Consider the following 22,140-nt stretch of genomic DNA (forward strand, 5'->3'; position numbering starts at 1 on the left):
TTTCACCATCCTGTTTAGTGAATCTCTTTATTATTTAGTCCATCACCCATACCCTCTAAAAAGCTAACCATAGTATTTAGAGAGGTTTTCACGCTTGGATTTTTCATCGATTTCATCAATCCCCACATTCCGAGCTGTTCTTGACTTTCCGTACTTTTGGCTGCTTTTTCCAAACCTTGATTGAGTCCGCCGAAGATAGCCTTTAACTGATCAGGGTTCATATTGGCTAAAAGGCCAATGGTGTTCATGCCATTTTTAATAATATTGTGCATTCCAGGCTGGTTAAGCTGCTCAATTGCGATGGTACCAACCTTTTCTCTTGTTCTTAGGAATCCCTTAAGCATATCAATCATACCTGCTTCATGTAGCTCCTGTAGAATAACCAGTGTATCCTGAATCACCTCTCGATTGTCAGCGATTTGATTTACAATCGCTGACAGATCCTCCGCGCGCTCTTCCTGTAGATTTTTTTGTTTTTTCTCAATTTGCGTAATTGCTTTTGCCATCTGAATCTCCCTCTCTTTTCAAGGCTTCAGGAATAGGTGTAAAGTCAGAACGGTTCCACTTTTTCTCGACCTCGACACCGATGTGTGGCTGAGGATTACCGAAACGATGGTTATGGTGAGGGAGTGGTGATTCACCCTCTTTTTCTAACAGCTCGAGTTTTACCTGCGTTTCCTTGTAATTTGGCGTATGAGTGTCCTTGTCATAATAGCTGCTCGTTAATTTGTTTACTGCCTTCTGATTTTCAGTTGTATTCATAGGTAAGTACAGTTCATTACCAGAAACCCGATTGGTCACTAGCACACGGACCTTCACTTTGCCATATGGAGAGGTCAGGCGAACGAGAGAGCCTGTCTCTAAATTGCGTTCTTTGGCTAATTCAGGTGAAACCTCTAACCATGGATTCGAAACCTTATGATTAATTCCCTCAGACTTATTCGTCATATTGCCTTCATGGAACTGCTCTAGTAAACGACCGTTGTTTAAATGAAGGTCATATTCATCTCCAGATTCAAATGGAGGTGTCCAATCGACAGGGAATAGACGTGCTTTCCCATCAACGAACTTAAATTTATCCTTATAAAGGAGTGGAGTACTTTCTCCATTTGGCTTCACAGGCCATACTTGACTATCCCATCCTTCTAAATGTTCATAGCTAACCCCAGCGAAGGTAGGAGCGAGTCTCGCTGCTTCGTCCATGATTTCAGATGGGTGAGAGTAGTTCCAATTGGCCCCAAGCTTATTGGCAAACTCCTGGAAAATTTCCCAATCAGGCTTACAGTCACCAAGCGGCTCAAACACTTTATAAAAACGTTGAATTCGCCTTTCTGTATTTGTAAAGGTTCCATCTTTTTCTAAGCTTGGTGCAGCAGGTAGCACAACATCCGCAAATTGAGCTGTTTTAGAAAAGAAGATATCTTGTACAACAAAAAAGTCCAGCTTTTCAAAGGCTTCATGAACGTAGTTAATATTGGAATCCACCAATGCCATTTCCTCGCCAAATAAATACATCCCGTTGACACGACCATCTGTAATGGCTTCAACAATTTGATGATTGTTTAAGCCTGGATGTTTCGGTAGCTTAGTACCCCATGCACCTTCATAGCGAGAACGAACTTCATCATTTTCAATAGGCTCGTATCCAGGTAAGAAATTTGGCATCGTACCAAAATCACTAGCTCCCTGAACATTGTTGTGGCCACGCAATGGGTAAGCACCTGCACCAGGTTTTCCAAAGTTACCTGTCACTAGAAGTAAATTAGCAATGGCTGTACTTGTATCTGTACCGCCGAGATGCTGGGTTACACCCATCGCCCATAAAATACATGTTCCCTTTGCCTCGTGAATCATCTCTGCCACTTTGATTAGCGTATCTTGGGAAAGACCAGTGACTTCCTCTGCATATTCAAGCGTAAACTTACTTAGTGATTGTTTATATTCCTCAATATTGTTTACGCGCTCTTGTAGGAAGGAAGAATCCTCCCAGCCTTGGTCTAAAATGTATTTTGTCACAGCTGAGATCCAAACTAGGTCTGTGCCCGGCTTTGGATGAATATATAAATCTGAGCGTTCAGCTAATTCGTTTTTACGCAAATCAGATACAATTAATTTCTGACCATGCAGTTTATTTGCTCGCTTAATTCTTGTGGCCAACACCGGATGGGATTCTGAGGCATTGGCACCGACGACAATCACTAAATCTGAGGTAGCAATATCCTCCATAGTGCCGGAGTCTCCACCAATACCAACTGTACGCATTAAACCAGTAGAGGCTGGAGTTTGACAATATCTTGAGCAATTATCAATATTGTTGGTTTGGAAAACGGACCGAGCTAGCTTTTGAAAAAGATAATTTTCTTCATTCGTACACTTAGAAGATGAAATAAAGCCAAGAGCATCAGGTCCTTGTTTGTCTTTAATCTCCTGGAACTTCTCTGCCATTAAATTTAAAGCTTCATCCCATGTTGCTTCATAAAACTTGTCACCTTTACGAATGAGGGGCTTCGTTAGTCTTTCCTCACTATTCACGAATTCCCAACCAAACTTCCCCTTAACACAAGTAGAAATGCCGTTTACGGGAGCATCACTTTGAGGTTGTATACGTAAAATATCCCGGCCTTTTGTCCAAACCTCGAAACTACAACCCACACCACAATACGTACAGACGGTTTTCGTTTTATTAATGCGATCTTCACGCATAGTGGCTTCTACGTTTGATATCGTAAATATTTCTTTATAGCCTGGCTCCACTTCCTTCGTTAAGTCAATCATTGGCTCTAACATATTTTTAGACATACCCGTCAGATAACCCGCTTCGCCAAGCATCGATTTCTCCATCAACGCATTACAAGGACAAACCGTCACACAATGCCCACAGGATACACAGGAGGATTCATCAATAGGAACATCATTATCCCAAATAACCCGGGGCTGTTCGCGTTCCCAATCAATACTCAACACTTCACTAACCTGAAGATCCTGACAGGCCTCGACACAAAGACCGCATAGAATGCATTGATCAGGTTCATAGCGATAGAAAGGGTGTGAATTATCGGGTGGGTAAGGCTTGGGTGTAAACTCATATTTTTGATGCTCCACCTCTAAATATTCAGCTGTGTTATGTACCACGCAGTTCCCATTGTTGTTATCACAAACTGTACAATAAAGCTCGTGGTTTTTAAGTATTCGCTGCATCCCTTCCAACTGCGCTTCCTTAGCAGAGTTGGAAACAGAGTTGACGGTCATGTTTGGTTCTGCTTTTGTCGAACACGCACGCTTTAACTCACCATTTACCTCTACATAACACGTATCACAGGTTTGAATCACTCCAATTCCTAAATCAGGTTGGGAGGAACAAATACCCGGAATATATACATTGTTTTCCAAAGCAGCCTCTAAAATAGATTGGCCATTTTTAGCTTTAATGTCAGTGTTATTGACCTTAAGAGAAAAAGTGTTTTCTTCCATCAAAAATGCACACCACCTCTTATTCGTAGTTATTATAAGTATTTACCAGTTAAGGAATTTGTATGAATAAATAAGGTAGATTTATTGCTTATCATATAATGAGCAAAATGTGTTGAGTTATGTCGAATATTGGTATATTATTAATATTATTGAATTAGGCAATATGACTTACATACCATACTATTCAAAATGATACTCTTAATTGAAAAAGGCAAACTACCCGAAAGGATAGGACGCAAAGCTTAGGGTCTAAATGCTAGGGGTGATACTCCTGCACACGATCGCCTGGTTACCAATGTATAATGATTATGTTTTTTTAATTCATGACCATACTAGGTAACCCTAGTATGGTCATTTTTGTGGGATTTTGTCGAAAAACGCAATTAGAAATGAAATACTAAAGCTTCGAAGAACAGTGCAATGAAACAGTAAAGGGGAAGAGATTAAGTGGAAAATACAATACCATTAATGATTATCATAAGTTCACTTCAATTGATTATAACTTTTATCATTCTTCTCATAATCTATGGTGCATTTAGAAAAAGAATGAACACCCTAGAGAAAAAGATAATCGGAACGGATGCCAAAAAGGTAAAAGAGCATCAAGAGAAAATAGAAAGATTATATTCTAGGATTAATCAAAACTATTTTAAAATCGAAAAAAATCAATCCGACCTTGTTGAAGAAATTAAAAACTTCACCGAAAGTAGTAAAAATTATAATTCCGCACAAAATCATATAGCATCTACCAATAATCAGCTTCATTTTATAGGTATCAAAATTGACGATCTTTTAAATGGAATGAACACCCTGAAAGATCGAAAGAGTATCCAAAACCAAAATAATGATTCTGACCTAACCTCGATGAAAAATAGTCTTTTCCGTGTAGAAAAAGACGTGCAAAAATAAGGAAAGAAGCGAACAAGAACAACTCTGGACATTCAGGAAAGGACAATCGTCTGACTCAAGAAATTATAGATGATGTGAAATATATAAAAACTACTATGGATGACTATTCTATGAACAGTTCAACCGCTAAGAATCAAATGCAGGTAAAAAATGGAATAGTAAGGAATATAAAATCGCTATTTGAAGATACGCAACATTTGAAGGACACTATGTATTCAAAGGATTCAGATTGGAATGAAACGCAAGTAAATGAGATGCTTACTAATTTATTAAGAAGTATTTCTGATATAGAGCAAAGAATAAATAACGATTTACATTTCCATAGCCAGAAATCAATAGTTTTAAGTGAAAGTTATCAAAATATGGAACACAAAATTATGGACATGAACGATGTGATCAAACAGATACAGTCCAAAAGTAATCATGATACGTATGAAATCAAAAAGGATTTATCCAATATTTCAAGTCTTGTATCTCCATTACAATCCACTGTAATGGGTACATTGAATGAATCAATAGAGGAATTGAAGGAACTTAGAAAAGACCTTATTAAAACAGGGAATCATCTATTAATTCAAGAATCGCTTGATGCTCTATCAGAATATATTAATATATCTCAAAAACAACTATTTAAGGTTTTAGCTTATCATAATGAAAAGTTAAATAATGTTGACAAAAACTTAGAAAAATCTTTAGAAGAAATAGAAGAACAGCTTAAAACATCTGAGAATAAGCTAGTTAATTATCTGTCATTCGTCTATCAATCTATGAATTCTAAATCCAATCACCATTCAATAGATATTGGGATTATAGCAAAAATAGATGAAATCAATAAAAAACTCGACAATAATACAGGGGAATCTAAAAGATACTTAACAACTATCTATAACAAACTAAATGAACCTAGAGAGAAGGAACAAAGTGTATGAATAAAATAGTGATTACGGGTTATGGCATAGCAGTACCTGGGAGTCATAATGGTAAACAATTTGAAAAACAGTTACGGAAAGGTATACATGGGATCAAATCTTTCAATGACGAGCACCTTCCACAGAACAAAACTTTATCATTAGGGTATTTAGACCCAATTGTTTTTGACAGAGAAGAGAAAAGTTATAAAAAATATCCTAGGGTTTCCAAAGTGCAAATTAACACTACAGATGAAGCGATCAAGATGTCTGGAATCGATTTAAGTAAAAAAAAAACTGGTGTTTTTATTGGTACCTCATTAGGGGGTACTGAAGGTTATGAAGCGAATATTCCGATTTCGAATAAAGGAGATTATAAATCTTTCCCGAATTCTGCAATTGGAGAAACAAACTTTCAGAGTACTGCTGCTGCCATTAATGGACACTTAAAATTAACTGGAATCGCAAAAACGATTGCAACAGGATGTACTGCAAGCATGGAAGCATTGGAAACAGCCTGTATTTACATAAAAAGCGGAATCATCGACACAGCCATTGTAGGTGGAGTCGACATCGCTAATACACCCGGCCTATTATATGCTTTTAGCAAGATAAGATCGCTACCCCTTGGACACGAACTTGAACAATCAGGGTTACCGTTTAGTAAAAATAGTAAAGGGTTTGTCGCTGCTGAGGGTTCTGCTAGTCTAGTCATTGAGAGGGAAGAGGATGCAGTTAAAAGGGGGGGAGTTATTTTAGCAGAAATTGATGACGTCCAAAGTAACAATGATGGCTTAGGTGTATTCGGCAGTGATCCCACTGGAAAGCATATGTTAAAATTATCTAAAGAAATTGTCGCTAACAAAAATCCTGACTACGTTAACAGCCAAGCATTGGGACTGCGGCCTAGTGATGAATTAGAGGCAAACAATCACAGGCTACTATTTGATAATCAAATTCCGATCACATCCATTAAGGGTATGGTTGGACACGCCTTTGGAGCATCTGGCTTAATTCAGGTGATTGCATCATTAATCGGGATGCAGGGGAACTTTATTCCTTATACCGCTAGAACCGATTATGTTGGTCATGAGACCTTGAACATTATGGATCGATTTCAGGAAAGAAAAGTTTCAGAAGTATTAATTACTTGTCACGGCTATGGAGGCAATAATTCCGTTGCTTATATAAAAAAACACAGTGTAAAGGGTGACTAAAATTTGATATTCTCCATTCTTATTTTTGTCATTGGGTTAATTCCCATTTCTTTAGGATATTCATTATTTTTCTTATATGAAAAAAGTAAACTAACTTTGTTAATCTTCTTATATATGTTATGTATAACCTTTTGGCAAATCGATATCGCTATTTTATATATCGTATCTCCCAACTTAAATGAAGGAATCACCCTATTCTTATTTAAACTGTTTAGACTAGGGCCTATGGTAGCACTTCCTTTACTTTTATACATTTGCTTTGAAGTTTATAAAAGTTCAGTTCCAAAAACAAACCGTTTTTTAGATAAAGTGGCTAAGCTGATTTTAAATAAAAAAATGATTTTTCTGTCTTTTATCAGTGCAGCAATTGTTTACGGAATTAATTGGACTAATTATGGAATCAAGGATTTAAGGTTATTAAATAATAGTCATTTGCATTTAGATTATTACTTTCCTGTTTACGGAATATTAAATTGGACATTTATCATCCATCTTGTCGCTTTCTTAATATTATTAGTAGCGTTAATCTTTGTAGGCAATAGTCTTGACCATGGTAAAATGAAATCTTTTCTTAAAACACTAGTAATATCTTCATTGATTTTATTTTTATTCGGTTGGACTAATTTTGTACCTAGTTATCAAATACTAGTAAGCAGTATTGCTGTGTTAATCTATTCTATTTTTATTTTGTTATCTTTTATTAAGATGTATAATGACTTTAATACAGAGTATCTAAATGTTGTCCAAAGACAAAATAAATTAGATTACATTGGAAATTTGACTGCTAGTTTAATCCATGAAGTTAAAAACTCATTATCCATTATCAAAGGATACTCTGAGATTATACCTTCTATTCAAAAACTTGAACCTCAAACAGAAAAAATAATGGGGCAGGTTATTACGTCTAGTAATCAATTATCAAAATTGGTAAATGCTTATAATCAATTTTTAAAAAATGATATTGAAATGGAGTTTGAGAGTAAAAATGTAGTGAATAGTATAAAAATGGCCGCTCAAATGATGGATAATATGTTGAAAGAGCAACAGGTGCATATTGAAATCACCCCCGAAAATAAAGGGGTCAATGCTTATATTAATAATACATATTTTACACAAGTATTTATTAATTTAATCAAAAACGCGATTGAGGCTACACCTTCTGACCGATTAGAGAGAGTGATCAAGTTCAATGTGATTGATTTCGATAATACTAAGGTCATCATTGACATGTATGATTGTGGATGTGGGATTTCAAGAGATAAGTGGGATAAAGTATTTTTACCATACAACAGTTCAAAATCAGAGGGTACTGGACTAGGGTTACCATTTTGTAGTAAGGTGATGTTTTCACATAGAGGTTTTATTGATATCGTGTCTAGTAATTCTGACGGTACTCATTTTAGGTTACAGATACCTAAGAATAAGTTTGTTGAAATTGATAAAGTTAGCTAAGTGAAACAGGAGGAATAAAGAGAGATGGAAAAGAAAAAAGTACTAGTTATTGAGGATATTAACCAAATGTTTCTATTATATAAATACTGTTTAGAATCTTATTTTGAGGTCGTACAGGCAAAAACGTTATCTGACCTTAAAAATTTCGAAAATAAAACTGACGTAGTAGCAACTATATTAGACTATCATATCCCAGGTGAAAATTTTGAGCATGTACTCGAATATGTGATTGAGAATTACATCAATTCTAAGAGGGTGATGATATCTGGACATGCAGACACTTTAGAACTAAAACAAAAATACGGCAGAAATTTAGATGAAGTTTTCTCAAAACCTTTAGATGATTATACGAAATTAGCTGAATACTTAATTGAGTTAGTTGGGTTAGATAATTTAAAAGGTGATCAAACAGAAACTACTGATGAACAAAAAAATGAAACATCAAACGAACAAACAGCGGCAAAAGAGCAAAAAGAAGAAGATAAAGAGATAACCGAAGAAGAAATTAGAAACGATTTATTAAACAGAGAGCTTAGCATGGATGAGATAAGCGCAATCATTAAAAAATAGTATAAATGGTACACCTAAGGTAATCAGAACACTTAAAGTTTCAACCTAGTCTGAAGGAGAATTTACATGAATGATAATGAAATTCGCTGGCGACAAATATTCGAGAATTATGAAAAAGCGTACAACGAGTTAAATAAACATAAGGACATGATATTTGAGACTAATCTTGAAAAAGCAGGATACATCCATTACTTTGAAATTGCAATGGATCTTGCGGAAAGAGTAATGCTAGCATATTTAGATGCAAAGGAAAAATCTGTTGATACGCCCCGCCAAGCTGTTAAAGAATTAGGTAAACTTAACATAATACAACATCACCAAATTTGGTTTAAGGCACAAAACCGCAAGAAACTACCTCTCTTTATACATAAAAATGAGAAGTTGTTTGATGAACTTGTCAATGACATTAATCAAACATACATAGGTGAGTTGGAATCATTTTGGGAGACGCTTATCAAAATTAAATAATTTTTCTCAAGACGAGATATGTAGTTAGATGCATAATCTCGTTTTTTAATAGTCAAAACGACTCTTGTAAAAAATAGTTTACTAAATTATGAAACTTACATCGTTTCCGCGTGACTATACCTTATTAGCTAATTCTAGAGAGAAATCACTGCGATATACGAACTATTCAACCTTCAAATGAACAACCAAAATACCTATACCAACTAAGAAATGTAGGGCTAAAGTGTATTCTATACATCTACAAAAGTTGATTCCTATTTCTCAAGGATTTCATTCCGTAATTTCAGAATATGTTAAGTATATTTTGAAAAGGAGGAATAGTATGAAGAAAATATTTTGGAATGCAGTAGCGTCCCTTTTTATTTTAACTGCCTTTCCGTTAGTAGGAGAGGCCGAGGAAAATTCAAATGCTCATATTAAGGACAAGCAACAGCCTGTTCAATCAACTGACGAAGCAGGCGAGTATGTGAAAGGGGAAGTAGTAGTCAAATTCAAGGAAAACGTTGCTAAAGGGAAACAGAAGAATGTGGTTAAGGGAGTTAAGGCGGAGGTAGTAAAGGATGAGGATATTGTCAAATCTCCAATTAAAGTTCTCAAAGTAGGAAATGTAGAAGCTGTCGTTAAGGCCCTCAATAATAATCCAAATGTCGAGTATGCGGAACCAAACTATAAGCTGAATGCGACGTGGACACCAAATGACACATATGCAAATACTTCCTACCAATATGGACTTTTTACAACTTATACAGACTATGCTTGGGATATTGCTCGCGGAAGCAGTAGCCAGGAAATTGCTGTTATTGATACGGGAGTAGATTATAATCATGAGGATCTAAATGATAAAACCATATTAGGCTATGATTTTGTTCAAAATGATTATGATCCTATGGACCGCAATGGACATGGAACACATGTAGCTGGAACTGCAGCAGCGGAAACCAATAATGGGATAGGTATCGCTGGGATGGCACCGGAAACAAATATATTAGCGGTACGTGTGCTTGATCCACGGGGAAGTGGTTCTTTAGCAGATATTGTAGATGGTATACGATATGCTGCTGATTATGGTGCAGAAGTTATTAACCTATCACTTGGATGTAATTGTGATACACAAGCCTTGGAAGATGCGGTAAACTACGCTTGGAACAAAGGGGCGGTAGTCATCGCTGCAGCCGGTAATGATGGAGTATCTACAACATTTGAACCTGCTTCCTATGAGAATGTGATTTCGGTTGCCGCAGTTGACAGCAACAATCGACTAGCTAGTTTCTCTAACTATGGTTCTTGGGTAGATGTCGCAGCACCTGGCGTAGACATAGCATCTACCATTCAACGAAATGGCTATGCCTATATGTCTGGTACGTCAATGGCATCCCCACACGTTGCTGGACTTGCCGGTCTATTAGCAGGACAAAACCGAAATAATGCTGAAATCCGTGCTGCAATTGAAAACACAGCATCCTCCATTAGCGGAACAGGCTATTATTTTGAACACGGACTTATTAATTCAAATGCTGCTGTAAGCTATTAAGTTAGCAAAGTCGCTTTCTCATTGCGGAAATACTAATTTCTTAAACCTAAGAAAAATTACAGGAATTGTATGAATATTTCGCTGACTATTTAATTTTATATGATAAGATATGGATTTAAATGAAATACAATTTTCTTCTTATCCAGAGAGAGGGAGGGACTGACCCTATGATCTCTCGGCAACCAGTTCTTTATTTTAAAGGGCCCGGTGCCAATTTCAGAGGCAGCATGTCTGCCGAAGATGAGGAGACGAGTCAAACAAAACATGTTTATTTTTATACCATGTTAACTAGACCCTTCTCTTCTAATAAGAGAAGGGTTTTTATTTTACAAAAAAGGAGAGGATTCGAATGGCAATTGAAACGTTTAGAGCATCAGCGGCATTGAAGGACAAATACTTGGTAGAGACAGAGGCAAGAGGTCATAAGCTTATTATTGATGAACCTGAAGAATTAGGGGGGACTGACCAAGGACAAAATCCTGTTGAAGCGGTTTATCAGCATTAGGTGCATGTCAATCGATTTTTGCTCGGACTTATGCGAAACAATTTGGTGTAAATCTTCATGATTTCCGAGTAGATCTTGAAGGTGATATCGATTTAGATGTTTTTTTTAATAAATCTAATGTAAGACCTGGATTCTCAGATATTCGCTACATTTTTCATATTGAAACCGATGCACCTGAAGACAAGGTAAATGAATTTAAAGAGTTTTTAGGAGCACACTGCCCAGTGGGTGATACTCTTGCTAACACGGTGAATTTGAAATCAAAGGTTATCATTGAAAGTGCAGTAAAATAACTTAACGGATAAGCTATTTCCAAACTGGATCTACTAAGATAAAGGTTTGTATTTAAATCGAAAGTATAATGAATTTAATCGAAAAACATTAAGAACAGAAGATATTCAAAACAGACAACACGCAAATACAATAGAAGCAGTTACAAAACGGAAGTTGGATTTTTTAATCATTTATGCATTGGTGAAATCTGTATCTAAAACATGTGAATATATAGGTATAAAAGACCAAACACATTACCAGTGGTTAAGAAAGGATTTAGCGTTTAAGAGGGATTTTTGTAAGATACAAAAAAATAGTAATGAGAATAATGAGTAAGTACTAACCGGTCAATAACGATCGGTTTTATTTTGTTTTGGATAAAAGGGAATCAATCTTCTGACGGGTGACACAAAAGTACTGAAAACCAAAACCTTGTTAAATCAGGGTTTTTATTTTTTTGTTCAGTGATTCCATTGACCAAACTGAAGATTGGTAGTAATGACAATACTTTTATTCTCATAACACATGGATATTACTTGGAATAGTAACTCCGCACCCTCTTTATGAAGCGGGATGTAACCCAACTCATCTTATGCAAAGAAAGTTATTATGCATCACGAATAGCACAACGCACAAAATCACAGCAGCTTTTATGGTAGGGTATGAACATTATTATTTGGAGTTTACAGCCGATGAAGATAAACAGATTAATGAATATGAAGAATTAGTCGTTTCGGATAAAGCTAAATTAGAATTACTTGAATTATTTGTTAAGATATGAAAGAGAGAATTAAATAAATAATTCTAGAAGAAATTATGAAAACAGCAAAAAGCCTATTTCCTTCCTTATAGGATGTGGCTTTTTGCTGTTTTCATAATCATATAAGTGAAGAGATAAAATGTTAATTATTATTGGCATTGAATAGACCATTAAAAGCAATCCGTCCGCCCCGTCCCCGAGAACAGGGGATGTAGAGTGGATTATAAAGTTGAAAATTATCTTCTGTCTTTTTATTCAATAAGTTCGTTGATGTCCTTAATTTTCTCTAACCATATTCGGTTAAACTATTTAAAAGTTTGTAATTCGACAAGTTTCCCATCTTCAATATAATATGAACTATACCATCCATTACTATCTTTATATTTGACAGCAACTTGATATCTTTTATTCTTATCCTTTAATTTGTCTATATAACGAGGTCTAATTTCTACTATTTCTTTATTTGGGTAATTTTCCTTAATCATTTCTTGAACTTGATTAACAACCTCTTTATGATACTCTTCATCGGGGATAATAACGGATTTAACATATAAATAACTTCCAAATAATATTAATAAAAATACAGCTAGCATTATATACTTTTTCATATCGCTCCTCCTCGTATATTATATTATATCAAAAAAAGACGTTATAAAAATAATAGATTCAGCCTAAATGGCTGAATCTATTATTTTATAGCCCGCCTTCAACTTTAGTTAGATAATAGTCATCTAAAATCCAATGAGGTGGAACGGAGTATTTAGTCAATGACAATTCACCTAAATTCACAACTCTACCTGTACCATAGTAGTAGGATTGCCACACAAATTTTGTGCAGTATTGTTCCATATAGTCCCCTGTTATAGGTGTCCAAACATCGTAGGCGGCATACTTATAATTGGAATAAAGTTCTTGTGCTTTAAAACCAGCATCCGATCCGCATGAGCTTGATTTCGAACGCCATACTTGAACATCATCATAAGTGTTAATAAAAGAGCTTACGGACATGTACTCTATTCCTGGGTCGCCTTTTCCGGGAGTGTGATACACATATCCATTTGGAGCAACTATAGCAACATGGCCCGTAAAAGCAGAAGTATTTATTTTACTAGTATATAAAACATCGCCTGGTTTTGCAGCCAGGTCAGAACCTGGATAAACAGCTCTCCAATTTTCATAAGAAAAACAGGGAAAGAGATACTGCTATCATATCTTTGATCTTAGGATCCGGACTTAGAATATCTGAAATCACTGGACTTGATTTAGATGACATTGATTGGCACAAGAATACAGTTCGAGTGATAAGAAAAGGCAATAAAGAACAGTACGTATATATTAGTGATCAAGCTGCGTTGGATTTAAAAGAATACTTAACGATTCGTAAAGAAAAGTATGGAATTAACAAAAGCAACAAGGCATTATTTGTTGCAACCACTATGGGCCCAAAAGGAACTTCAAGGAGGCTAACTGAACGATCTATTGAAAAGATAGTTGAAAAATATTCTGCAGCATTTGGGAAACCCTCATTATCAGTGCATAAACTAAGGCATTCATTTGCAACCAGATATCATTTCGAAAACAATAATGTACCTAAATTAAGGAGACAATTGGGGCATTCATCAATACAAACAACTATGATTTACACACATCTTACTAATGATGAGATGCATAAAGCAGTAAATAAGGCAGATAATTAAATAGCAATATTAATAGCTGTGGGAGATTTTAATACCCGCAGCTATTTTGTTTCAATACTTTTGAGTCACAATCGATCCAAATTAAGAAGAAATAGGGGATGTAGAACAAGATATTCAGTATATTTGTGTCACAAAACAGACGTAAAAATGAATAAATAAGGCTTACTAAAAATTATTAAGAAGATTTTTTTAATAACACGACAGAAATTAAACGAAGAAGAGGGGATTCAGTACTTTTGTGTCAATTCCTTAAGTACTTTTGTGTCACCCGTGATCTTCAATCAATACTTACTTAATGTAATTAGATACCAATCACTTGGTTTACATAATATATATTATAGGAAGTTATGCAAAATTAAAGATTCAGGTCTCATTAAGAAAGTAATCTTAGGATATTGAGACAAAATAAAAAAATCTACTCATAAATAATCATATCTTTTATAAACATCTTTATTAGTGAGTCTAACTCAATCAACCTATATTCATTTGCTCACAAATCATTTCATAACATTTCAGTATAAATTAATTTCATTTCAATCACTCTCGTAACCCAACATAAACTCACTCTAATTATTCGTACCTAATTCAGATTAGCCATTTCTTTTCTTCTTCCTCTCCTGTATAATATATTTCGAGTATCGAAGGAAAGGAACGACTTCCATGTCAGAAAAAACAAATACCGTAACGAGCCCCAATCCAGACAAAATTTGGACCCGTGATTTCGTCCTTATTTGTCTGGCTAATTTTTTCATTTTTCTCGGCTTTCAGATGACATTACCTACAATCCCCCTATTTGTTGAGCAATTAGGTGGAAGTGATCAGCTAATTGGAATGATTGTTGGTGTTTTTACCTTCTCTGCACTAGCATTAAGGCCATATGCTGGTCATGCACTTGAAGATAAAGGTCGTCAATTTGTCTATATGACAGGGCTTGCTATATTTGTTATTGCTGTCGGCTCGTATGCCTTTGCTGCAAGTATCGTGTTTCTGTTTATAATGCGGGTTCTTCAGGGGCTTGGCTGGGGATTTTCAACAACAGCAACAGGAACCATAGCAACAGATATTATCCCTCCAAAGCGTCGTGGTGAAGGAATGGGCTACTTTGGCTTGTCTGGAAACATCGCATTAGCCTTTGGACCATCCTTAGGGCTTACACTTGCTGGAATGATGTCATTTACCTATCTATTTCTGATTTGTGCTGCAATGGGGTTTATTGCATTCTTATTATCTTCTAGAATTCATTATAAAAAGGTTGAAAAATCACCGCACAAATCAACCACAGTAAAATTTGATATCTTTGAAAAAACTGCCTTACAGCCCGCCACTTTATTATTTTTTATTACGGTCACATTTGGAGGAATTGCTTCATTTCTCCCATTATATGCGGAACAAAAAGGAATCGAGGGTATTGAGCTTTACTTTCTAACCTTTGCAATCTTTTTAATGATTTCGAGAACCTTTGCTGGGAAAATCTATGATCAAAAAGGCCATTTGTACGTATTTTTACCAGGGACCAGCTGTATTTTCACTGCCATGATTTTATTATCATGGTTACCAAGTACTTTCGTGATGCTAGTAGCTGCAGGTTTATATGGTCTAGGCTTTGGCAGTGTTCAACCGGCCCTTCAAGCCTGGTCTGTTGAAAAAGCCCCTGATAACCGCAAAGGAATGGCCAATGCTACCTTTTTCTCTTTCTTTGATTTAGGGGTTGGAATTGGTGCCATTTTATTTGGACAGTTAGCCTTTATTTATAATTATGCTGTTATTTACTCTACAGCAGCAGGATCCGTCTTTATTTCCATGGCCCTATATGTGTTTTTATTATTTAAATCCCGAAAAAAGGCACCGATGGCTTAATCTAAGAGCCGTATTTACAGTATGTACTTCTGTAACTGCGGCTCTTATCCTGTGCGGTAGTTAACATAATATGATTATAATCTACCTAATACCTCTCTCTAATCAATATTGCATCTTCTGTTTCATCTTCTACTCTTTTATCATATAATAGAAGTGTAAATAATTTTTGCAATATTCATTAAAGGAGGTTCTTCTGTGACAAATGCAGTTTGGTTTCCAACCGAAAATTATAAAAAATCAACACGATTATACAATTGGATGAACTCGCTTGGCTATACAGATTATGATAGCTTTCATTCACAAACAGTTAATGACATTGGGTGGTTCTGGGATCAAGCCGTTAAGGAATTAAACGTAAAATGGTTTGCACCCTATACGAAAACACTAGATTTATCAAAAGGAATCATGTACCCGGAGTGGTTCGTCAATGGAAAAATGAATGTTACATATAATTGCGTGGATAAATGGGCAGAAAACGCCACTACTGCAAAGAAACAGGCCCTTATTTGGGAAGGTGATGACGGCGAAACTACGTCCTATACATTTGCAGAGCTCCAAAAAGAGATTAATAAGGTTGCTAATGGTTTAGAAAATCTAGGAATACGTCCAGGAGATGTCGTCGCTATTTATATGCCAATGCTTGCGGAAACAGTAATTGCTATGCTTGCTGTTGCGAAAATTGGTGCCATATTCTCCCCTGCTTTCTCGGGTTATAAAGCGGATGCTGTAGCTAAAAGACTAAATGCAGCACAAGCGAAATGGTTAATTACAGCAGATGGCTTTTTTCGCCGTGGTAAAGAGGTTTCCCTAAAGGCTGAGGCTGACAAAGCTGTTGCAAAGTCCCCTTCAGTTGAAAAAATTGTGGTTGTTAGGCGTACAAATAGTAATGTTTCATGGGATTCAAAGCGTGATATTGACTGGAAAGAAATTCGACAAAATGTAAGCGATTACAACACAATGCATACTAATGGAAATGACCCCTTTATGATTATTTACACTTCAGGAACAACTGGAAAGCCAAAGGGTGCGCTTCATACCCATAATGGATTTCCGATTAAATCGGCGTTTGATGCGGGTATATGTATGGATGTACAACAGGAGGATACACTGTTTTGGTACACGGATATGGGTTGGATGATGGGTCCCTTCCTTGTATTCGGCGGACTCATGAATGGTGCAAGAATTGTGTTATTTGAAGGTACCCCTGATTATCCAGAACCAGATCGAATTTGGCGAATGGTTGAGAATCATCGAGTCAGTCATTTAGGCATCTCCCCTACTCTAATTCGTTCATTGATGAGTAAAGGGGAAGATTGGTTTCAAACAAGAGATTTATCCACTTTAAAAATGATTGGTTCAACTGGCGAGCCTTGGAATCCAGAGCCATGGATGTGGCTGTATGATAAGGTTTGTAAAGGCAAGGTCCCTATTTTCAATTACTCTGGCGGAACGGAAATATCCGGGGGAATTTTTGGGAATGTACTTGTTAAACCGATAGCTCCGGTCAGCTTTAATGCTGCTCTTCCTGGCATGGATGTAGATGTGTTCGATCAGGAAGGACATCCCGTTGAAAATGAAGTTGGAGAACTGGTCATAAAACAGCCATGGGTTGGCATGACATACGGATTTTATAAGGAAAACGAGCGGTATGAGAACACCTATTGGAGCCGGTTTAATGATACTTGGGTACATGGTGACTGGGTGATCAAGGATACAGAAGGATTTTTCACGATTACAGGTCGCTCAGACGATACACTAAATGTAGCAGGAAAAAGAATTGGCCCTGCTGAAATCGAATCGGTTTTAGTTAAGCATGATGATGTTCTAGAAGCAGGTGTTATAGGGGTTCCTCACGAGGTAAAGGGAGAATCACCTGTTGCCTTCGTTGTATTAAATAAGGATTATTTGGATACCGAGATGGTAATAGAAGAAATCACAAAGCTTGCTATTGTTAAACTTGGTAAAGCAATTGCCCCTAAAGAAATTCATTTAGTGAGCGATTTGCCGAAAACCAGAAATGCAAAGGTTATGAGAAGAGCCATTAAATCCGCTTATTTAAACAGGGATGGTGGCGATCTATCAGCTTTAGAAAATCCTCTGTGTCTTAATGAAATAAGACAGCTAAAGCATCCGGCTAACTAATGCAAAAAAAAAGAGACTTTCCTCCTTCGCAAAACAGAGGAAAGTCTCTTTTATATTAAGAGTTCTTTTCACATAAAAACATGGATTCATCAATTTGCAAGGAATGTATACATTCACCTTGCTTTTTAATCTGAAAATAGTGAAGTTGTTCCTTCGACCCGCTTAGAATAAAATCTCGAACCTTTGATTGTTGTTCTTCCGTATCTGTTGTTCTATGTACCCAGCTATCATATTCATAGGTTTTCTTTCTGCATTCCTCTTTCTGCATGACTAAATCGTTGTCATCGAACAGTTGTTTCCACTCCCTTGTCGATAAGCATTTCACGTGGCTATAATCTCGCAATTGTTCAAATGTATTCATATAGCTTGCTAGATTTTCATCGTTTGGCGCAACATTATCAACAAGCATCATTTTCCCACCTGGCTTTAACACTCTTGATACCTCTGAAACAAACTTACTTGGATGCGGAAAATGGTGTGGCGCGATTCGACAAGTGACCGCATCAAAGGTGTGATTCAAAAAGGGTAATTCTTCCGCATCAGCTAAAACATAAAAAATGTTATCCAAATCCTTAAGATTTTTTGAGGTGTTTTCTAGCATTTCCTTAGTAAGGTCAGTAGAAAAAACCTGTTTCACATATGGAGATACATGCTTTGCGACATGTCCCCCACCAGTCGCAACATCGAGTACAACCCAACTTTGTTCTGGACTTAACCATTGAACAAGCTTTTCTAAGTCATCCGCTTTTGCATGAGTTATACTCTCTACATAGGATTGTGGATTTTTCGAAAATTGCGCTCTCACTTTAGCCTTCTCATCGTTCATTAAGCTTCCCCCTTATTTTTTGACCATTTTCTTTTCATTATAATAGTCAATAACGCAAGTATACCAGGAATGATAACTTGTAATGGAATATGAATATATGTTGGTACAACTTCAAGCCCAATTTGTATATGCTTAAGCCAATTCCCTGCGATTACCTTTGATAAAAACACCACAGAGATTGCAGCGATTATAATGATCGGCTTTTGATAGTTCGATGTAACGGTATACCTAATTCCTAAAAGACCGGCATAGAAAAAGATAATAATTTTAAAAAAACCACCGATGACCATAATTACAACTGCTATAGGGTCTATTCTTTCTAGAAAACCTCCAATAGAAACCTTCTCAATCGTGTCAAGCAGTGGGAAAAGTGTTCGATTTAGTTGATCAACACCTAACGTCATAATATTTATTGTCATCGTTAAGCTTAACACTAATCCACTAAATAAAATGGCCAATATTCCAGTCTTAAGAGTCCCCTTTTGTTTTTTTACATAAGGGAGTAGCATCGTAAAAACAATTAATTCCCCAAAAGGTATGGTAATGGTCTCGGGAAAGACGGTAGATAATACAGGGGCTAATCCATTTTCTAATGTAGGCTGTAAATTTTCTGGCTTTAAATCTACAGATATAAATATTAACACATATAAAATAAACGTAAACAGTCCTAGTATGTAAAATAAAATTTCCCCTGTCCGAGCGATAACCTCCAACCCTTTAAAGCAACCGTATACAATGACAATCATCATTAAAGAATTGACTACCATTATCGGGGTATCCTGTAATAAACCTGTTGTGATCAGCTCCCCAAAATCTCTTAACACTCTTGAAGATATATAAAAGAAATAACTTAGATAGATGAAGCCTAAAGTTTTCCCCAAGAATTTACCGACCACTTTCTCTAGGTATACTGAAAGTGGCGTTTCAGGGAATTTTTTATACATATAACCATAAAGTAAAAAGATGAAAATACCGATGAACATGCCAAGAAAAATGGCCATCCATGCATCCTGTTTCGCATCTGTACCAACACCGACTACAATGGCACTTCCTAATTCAAATGTGACCATTAAGACAAATAACTGCACCTGGCTAATTTTCATTGCTTTAACTAGACCTTTCTTATACATCCATTGGTTCAGTTAGTTTGCCCAAGATACGCAGGATTAATTAAACAGAAATATAAGAAGGGATGACGTGATGTGTCATCCCATGATTATTTATACTGGATATACCCCATGTTTTCTTTTTGTGAATTTCAAATTCTTGGTTTCATAGGCTTCAAGACGCTTGCCTAATTCATTACGTAATTCATCAGGTTGAACAATGTCATCCACAACCATTTCTGAAGCAAGTCGGTAAATGTCAATGTTCTCTTTGTATTCCTCTTGCTTTTCCTTTACAAATTGTGGGCGCTCTTCCTCAGGTAGCTCCGCAATTTTATTTGCATACACAGCATTAACAGCCGCTTCAGGCCCCATAACAGCAATTTGGGCCGATGGTAAAGCGAGACAGCAATCAGGTTCAAAGGCAGGTCCTGCCATAGCATAAAGTCCTGCTCCATATGCTTTCCTAACGATGACCGATATTTTTGTTACAGTAGCTTCACTCATAGCTGAGATCATTTTAGCCCCATGACGAATGATTCCGGCCCTTTCCACTTTGGTTCCAATCATAAAGCCAGGAATATCAGCTAAGAAAATAATCGGAATGTGGAACGCGTCACATAAGGTGATGAACTTGGCTGCTTTATCAGCTGAATCATGAAATAATACGCCACCCTTCATACGTGGTTGGTTAGCAATGATTCCTACAGAGCGTCCATCTATTCGTGCAAAACCTGTAATGAGCTCTTTTGCAAATTCACGCTTAATCTCACAGAATGAATCTTCATCAATCAGACGTTTGATCAATTCATACATGTCAAAAGGTGCATTTTGATTTTCTGGAATTAATTCAGATATACTCTTTTCAACCTTTTCCGTTTCCTTTTTTTCTAGTCTTTTCGGTGTTGATTTATAGTTTGCAGGAAAATACGTTAAGTATTTACGAGTATAGGTAATCGCTTCTTCTTCATTTGGAACAAGTACATCACCAACACCAGAGACAGAACAATGCATTCTTGCACCGCCCATTTCCTCTAGTGAAACCTTCTCCCCTATGACCTTTTCCGCCATTCGCGGGGAGCCTAAATACATAGAGGCATTCCCATCCACCATGACGACAATGTCACAAAAAGCAGGAATGTAGGCACCTCCAGCAGCTGATGGTCCAAACAACAAGCAAACCTGCGGAACACGTCCAGACAGCTTCACCTGATTATAAAAGATTCTTCCTGCCCCACGTCGACCTGGGAACATTTCCACTTGGTCTGTTATTCTAGCTCCTGCAGAGTCCACAAGATATAGCATCGGGACCTCTAGTTTTTCAGCTGTTTCTTGAATCCGGAGTATTTTTTCAACAGTTCGCGCACCCCAGGAACCTGCCTTTACAGTAGAGTCATTTGCCATCGCACAAACCGTTTGACCATGTATTTTCCCAATACCTGTGACAACACCGTCTGCTGGTAAACTTCCATCAACGCAATTTGCAAAGAAGGCATCCTCGATATTTATATCATCATCAAAAAGCTTTTCTAGACGCTCCCGTACAAATAATTTCCCTTTTTCCTGATTTTTAAGGTGATACTTCTCCGCCCCACCTCGTTTAATTTGCTCTGTCTGCTGTAATAATTTTTCATCGTATGTCATGCTATCACTCCTTTAACCACGATTACTTGCCCATATAATTTGGTTTTCTTTTCTCTTTAAAGGCTTTAATGCCTTCCATTCGATCCTCAGTCGGAATGGTTTCCTTATAGCACTTTTCTTCTATTTTTAATCCGCTTGAGAGGTCTGTATCAAGTCCTAGCCGTATAGCTTTTTTCGCCTGTTGTACGCCAATTGGCCCGTTACTAGCTATAGCTCTAGCAACCGATAACACCTCTTCTACTAATCTACCTCGTTCAACAAGCTGCTCGACAATACCATATTCATAGGCCTCTGTACTAGACAACCGGTTGGCAGTTAAAATCAAATAGTTTGCCTTCCCAGGTCCGATTAGACGAGGTAATCTTTGGGTTCCACCTGCTCCAGGGATGATGCCAAGTGAAGTTTCCGTAAGTCCCATCTTGGCCTCTGTACTCGCTATTCGAATATCACAGGCTAACGCTAACTCTAATCCGCCGCCAAATGCAGCACCCTTCATAGCTGCTATTGATGGTATAGATAACTGCTCTACGCGTGTGAGTGTTTGCTTAATTGAGCGAACGGCCTGAATCACTTCCGCATCTGACATTCCTTCCCGTTCCTTTAAATCTGCTCCAGCACAAAAAGCCTTTTCACCGCTCCCTTTGACCACCAGGACTCGGAGCTTTTTATTAGCCTCTACCTGGTCTAGTACTGTATTAAAGTCCTGTAGTAGCTTGCTGGAAAAAGCATTAGCTGCATAGGGGCGATTTAGCGTAATCAATCCAATATGCTGATCAATGACGTCAAATAAAACCGTACTCATTT

17 protein-coding genes, 3 pseudogenes and 2 riboswitches are annotated in these 22,140 nt (G+C 36.8%); of the genes and pseudogenes, 11 read left to right on the forward strand and 9 right to left on the reverse strand.

Features of this window, described 5'->3' with window-relative positions; genetic code table 11:
• Positions 1–14 precede the first annotated feature (14 nt).
• Both GH754_RS02755 and fdhF read right to left on the reverse strand, forming a co-directional pair.
• Positions 15–506, reverse strand: a complete 492-nt coding sequence (locus GH754_RS02755; protein WP_153727218.1) for a DUF1641 domain-containing protein — start codon at positions 504–506, stop codon at positions 15–17.
• Positions 481–3,471, reverse strand: a complete 2,991-nt coding sequence (gene fdhF, locus GH754_RS02760; protein ID WP_153727692.1) for a formate dehydrogenase subunit alpha — start codon at positions 3,469–3,471, stop codon at positions 481–483. The genes GH754_RS02755 and fdhF overlap by 26 nt, the downstream gene beginning before the upstream one ends.
• 200 nt (positions 3,472–3,671) lie before the next feature.
• Positions 3,672–3,768: riboswitch (cyclic di-GMP riboswitch) on the forward strand.
• 150 nt (positions 3,769–3,918) lie between these two features.
• Here fdhF and GH754_RS02765 point away from each other — a divergent pair.
• The 8 genes and pseudogenes from GH754_RS02765 to GH754_RS02800 all read left to right on the forward strand — a co-directional run bounded on the left by GH754_RS02765 (position 3,919) and on the right by GH754_RS02800 (position 11,324).
• Complete coding sequence (locus tag GH754_RS02765; RefSeq protein ID WP_153727219.1) at positions 3,919–4,380, forward strand: hypothetical protein; 462 nt, start codon at positions 3,919–3,921, stop codon at positions 4,378–4,380.
• Positions 4,381–4,490: 110 nt separating this feature from the next.
• On the forward strand, positions 4,491–5,309 hold the full coding sequence (locus tag GH754_RS02770) for a hypothetical protein (protein ID WP_153727220.1): 819 nt from the start codon (positions 4,491–4,493) through the stop codon (positions 5,307–5,309).
• Positions 5,306–6,505: a beta-ketoacyl synthase N-terminal-like domain-containing protein gene (locus tag GH754_RS02775; RefSeq protein ID WP_153727221.1), complete on the forward strand. Its 1,200-nt coding sequence runs from the start codon at positions 5,306–5,308 to the stop codon at positions 6,503–6,505. Before GH754_RS02770 ends, GH754_RS02775 begins: the two co-directional genes overlap by 4 nt.
• Positions 6,506–6,508: 3 nt before the next feature.
• Positions 6,509–7,957, forward strand: a complete 1,449-nt coding sequence (locus GH754_RS02780) for a sensor histidine kinase (RefSeq protein WP_153727222.1) — start codon at positions 6,509–6,511, stop codon at positions 7,955–7,957.
• A gap of 24 nt (positions 7,958–7,981) precedes the next feature.
• Entirely contained in the window at positions 7,982–8,527 is a 546-nt protein-coding gene (locus GH754_RS02785; RefSeq protein WP_153727223.1) for a DNA-binding transcriptional response regulator, read from the forward strand.
• A gap of 66 nt (positions 8,528–8,593) precedes the next feature.
• Positions 8,594–8,995 carry a nucleotidyltransferase substrate binding protein gene (locus GH754_RS02790; RefSeq protein ID WP_153727224.1) on the forward strand — a complete coding sequence of 134 codons (402 nt, stop codon included), beginning with the start codon at positions 8,594–8,596 and terminating at the stop codon, positions 8,993–8,995.
• A gap of 322 nt (positions 8,996–9,317) precedes the next feature.
• Complete coding sequence (locus GH754_RS02795; RefSeq protein WP_153727225.1) at positions 9,318–10,526, forward strand: S8 family peptidase; 1,209 nt, start codon at positions 9,318–9,320, stop codon at positions 10,524–10,526.
• A 135-nt stretch (positions 10,527–10,661) separates the two neighbouring features.
• Positions 10,662–10,773, forward strand: a riboswitch (SAM riboswitch).
• 102 nt (positions 10,774–10,875) lie between these two features.
• Positions 10,876–11,324: pseudogene (locus GH754_RS02800) on the forward strand (OsmC family protein).
• A gap of 450 nt (positions 11,325–11,774) precedes the next feature.
• Here the strand turns inward: GH754_RS02800 and GH754_RS02805 are convergent.
• The 3 genes and pseudogenes from GH754_RS02805 to GH754_RS02815 all read right to left on the reverse strand — a co-directional run.
• Positions 11,775–11,894, reverse strand: a pseudogene (locus GH754_RS02805) (ATP-binding protein); the annotation flags it as partial.
• A gap of 475 nt (positions 11,895–12,369) precedes the next feature.
• Positions 12,370–12,672, reverse strand: a complete 303-nt coding sequence (locus GH754_RS02810; RefSeq protein ID WP_153727226.1) for a hypothetical protein — start codon at positions 12,670–12,672, stop codon at positions 12,370–12,372.
• Between the two features lie 85 nt (positions 12,673–12,757).
• Entirely contained in the window at positions 12,758–13,072 is a 315-nt protein-coding gene (locus tag GH754_RS02815; RefSeq protein ID WP_153727227.1) for a hypothetical protein, read from the reverse strand.
• 146 nt (positions 13,073–13,218) lie between these two features.
• Here GH754_RS02815 and GH754_RS02820 point away from each other — a divergent pair.
• The 3 genes and pseudogenes from GH754_RS02820 to GH754_RS02830 form a co-directional block, all read left to right on the forward strand.
• A pseudogene (locus GH754_RS02820) lies at positions 13,219–13,761 on the forward strand (tyrosine-type recombinase/integrase); the annotation flags it as partial.
• 660 nt (positions 13,762–14,421) lie between these two features.
• Positions 14,422–15,618, forward strand: a complete 1,197-nt coding sequence (locus tag GH754_RS02825; RefSeq protein ID WP_153727229.1) for an MFS transporter — start codon at positions 14,422–14,424, stop codon at positions 15,616–15,618.
• 195 nt (positions 15,619–15,813) lie between these two features.
• Entirely contained in the window at positions 15,814–17,760 is a 1,947-nt protein-coding gene (locus GH754_RS02830) for an AMP-binding protein (RefSeq protein WP_323741824.1), read from the forward strand.
• Between the two features lie 55 nt (positions 17,761–17,815).
• On the opposite strand, the gene GH754_RS02835 is transcribed toward GH754_RS02830, so the two are convergent.
• The 4 genes from GH754_RS02835 to GH754_RS02850 all read right to left on the reverse strand — a co-directional run bounded on the left by GH754_RS02835 (position 17,816) and on the right by GH754_RS02850 (position 22,138).
• Positions 17,816–18,586: a class I SAM-dependent methyltransferase gene (locus tag GH754_RS02835; RefSeq protein ID WP_153727230.1), complete on the reverse strand. Its 771-nt coding sequence runs from the start codon at positions 18,584–18,586 to the stop codon at positions 17,816–17,818.
• Positions 18,586–19,716, reverse strand: coding sequence for a GerAB/ArcD/ProY family transporter (locus GH754_RS02840; protein WP_153727231.1), 1,131 nt, complete (start codon positions 19,714–19,716; stop codon positions 18,586–18,588). Before GH754_RS02840 ends, GH754_RS02835 begins: the two co-directional genes overlap by 1 nt.
• 90 nt (positions 19,717–19,806) lie before the next feature.
• Positions 19,807–21,336: an acyl-CoA carboxylase subunit beta gene (locus GH754_RS02845; protein ID WP_153727232.1), complete on the reverse strand. Its 1,530-nt coding sequence runs from the start codon at positions 21,334–21,336 to the stop codon at positions 19,807–19,809.
• A gap of 22 nt (positions 21,337–21,358) precedes the next feature.
• Complete coding sequence (locus GH754_RS02850; protein WP_153727233.1) at positions 21,359–22,138, reverse strand: enoyl-CoA hydratase; 780 nt, start codon at positions 22,136–22,138, stop codon at positions 21,359–21,361.
• Positions 22,139–22,140: the final 2 nt, after the last annotated feature.

This window comes from Salinibacillus xinjiangensis (assembly GCF_009649735.1).
Classification (GTDB): domain Bacteria; phylum Bacillota; class Bacilli; order Bacillales; family Alkalibacillaceae; genus Salinibacillus; species Salinibacillus xinjiangensis.

What these genes read in the sequence shown, in the direction of transcription:
- GH754_RS02840 (WP_153727231.1), bottom strand. Translation starts at nt 19,716, where the DNA reads ATGTATAAGAAAGGTCTAGTTAAAGCAATGAAAATTAGCCAGGTGCAG.
- GH754_RS02785 (WP_153727223.1), top strand. Translation starts at nt 7,982, where the DNA reads ATGGAAAAGAAAAAAGTACTAGTTATTGAGGATATTAACCAAATGTTT.
- GH754_RS02850 (WP_153727233.1), bottom strand. Translation starts at nt 22,138, where the DNA reads ATGAGTACGGTTTTATTTGACGTCATTGATCAGCATATTGGATTGATT.
- GH754_RS02810 (WP_153727226.1), bottom strand. Translation starts at nt 12,672, where the DNA reads ATGAAAAAGTATATAATGCTAGCTGTATTTTTATTAATATTATTTGGA.
- GH754_RS02755 (WP_153727218.1), bottom strand. Translation starts at nt 506, where the DNA reads ATGGCAAAAGCAATTACGCAAATTGAGAAAAAACAAAAAAATCTACAG.
- fdhF (WP_153727692.1), bottom strand. Translation starts at nt 3,471, where the DNA reads ATGGAAGAAAACACTTTTTCTCTTAAGGTCAATAACACTGACATTAAA.
- GH754_RS02825 (WP_153727229.1), top strand. Translation starts at nt 14,422, where the DNA reads ATGTCAGAAAAAACAAATACCGTAACGAGCCCCAATCCAGACAAAATT.
- GH754_RS02770 (WP_153727220.1), top strand. Translation starts at nt 4,491, where the DNA reads ATGAACAGTTCAACCGCTAAGAATCAAATGCAGGTAAAAAATGGAATA.
- GH754_RS02790 (WP_153727224.1), top strand. Translation starts at nt 8,594, where the DNA reads ATGAATGATAATGAAATTCGCTGGCGACAAATATTCGAGAATTATGAA.
- GH754_RS02775 (WP_153727221.1), top strand. Translation starts at nt 5,306, where the DNA reads ATGAATAAAATAGTGATTACGGGTTATGGCATAGCAGTACCTGGGAGT.
- GH754_RS02795 (WP_153727225.1), top strand. Translation starts at nt 9,318, where the DNA reads ATGAAGAAAATATTTTGGAATGCAGTAGCGTCCCTTTTTATTTTAACT.
- GH754_RS02845 (WP_153727232.1), bottom strand. Translation starts at nt 21,336, where the DNA reads ATGACATACGATGAAAAATTATTACAGCAGACAGAGCAAATTAAACGA.
- GH754_RS02835 (WP_153727230.1), bottom strand. Translation starts at nt 18,586, where the DNA reads ATGAACGATGAGAAGGCTAAAGTGAGAGCGCAATTTTCGAAAAATCCA.
- GH754_RS02815 (WP_153727227.1), bottom strand. Translation starts at nt 13,072, where the DNA reads ATGTCCGTAAGCTCTTTTATTAACACTTATGATGATGTTCAAGTATGG.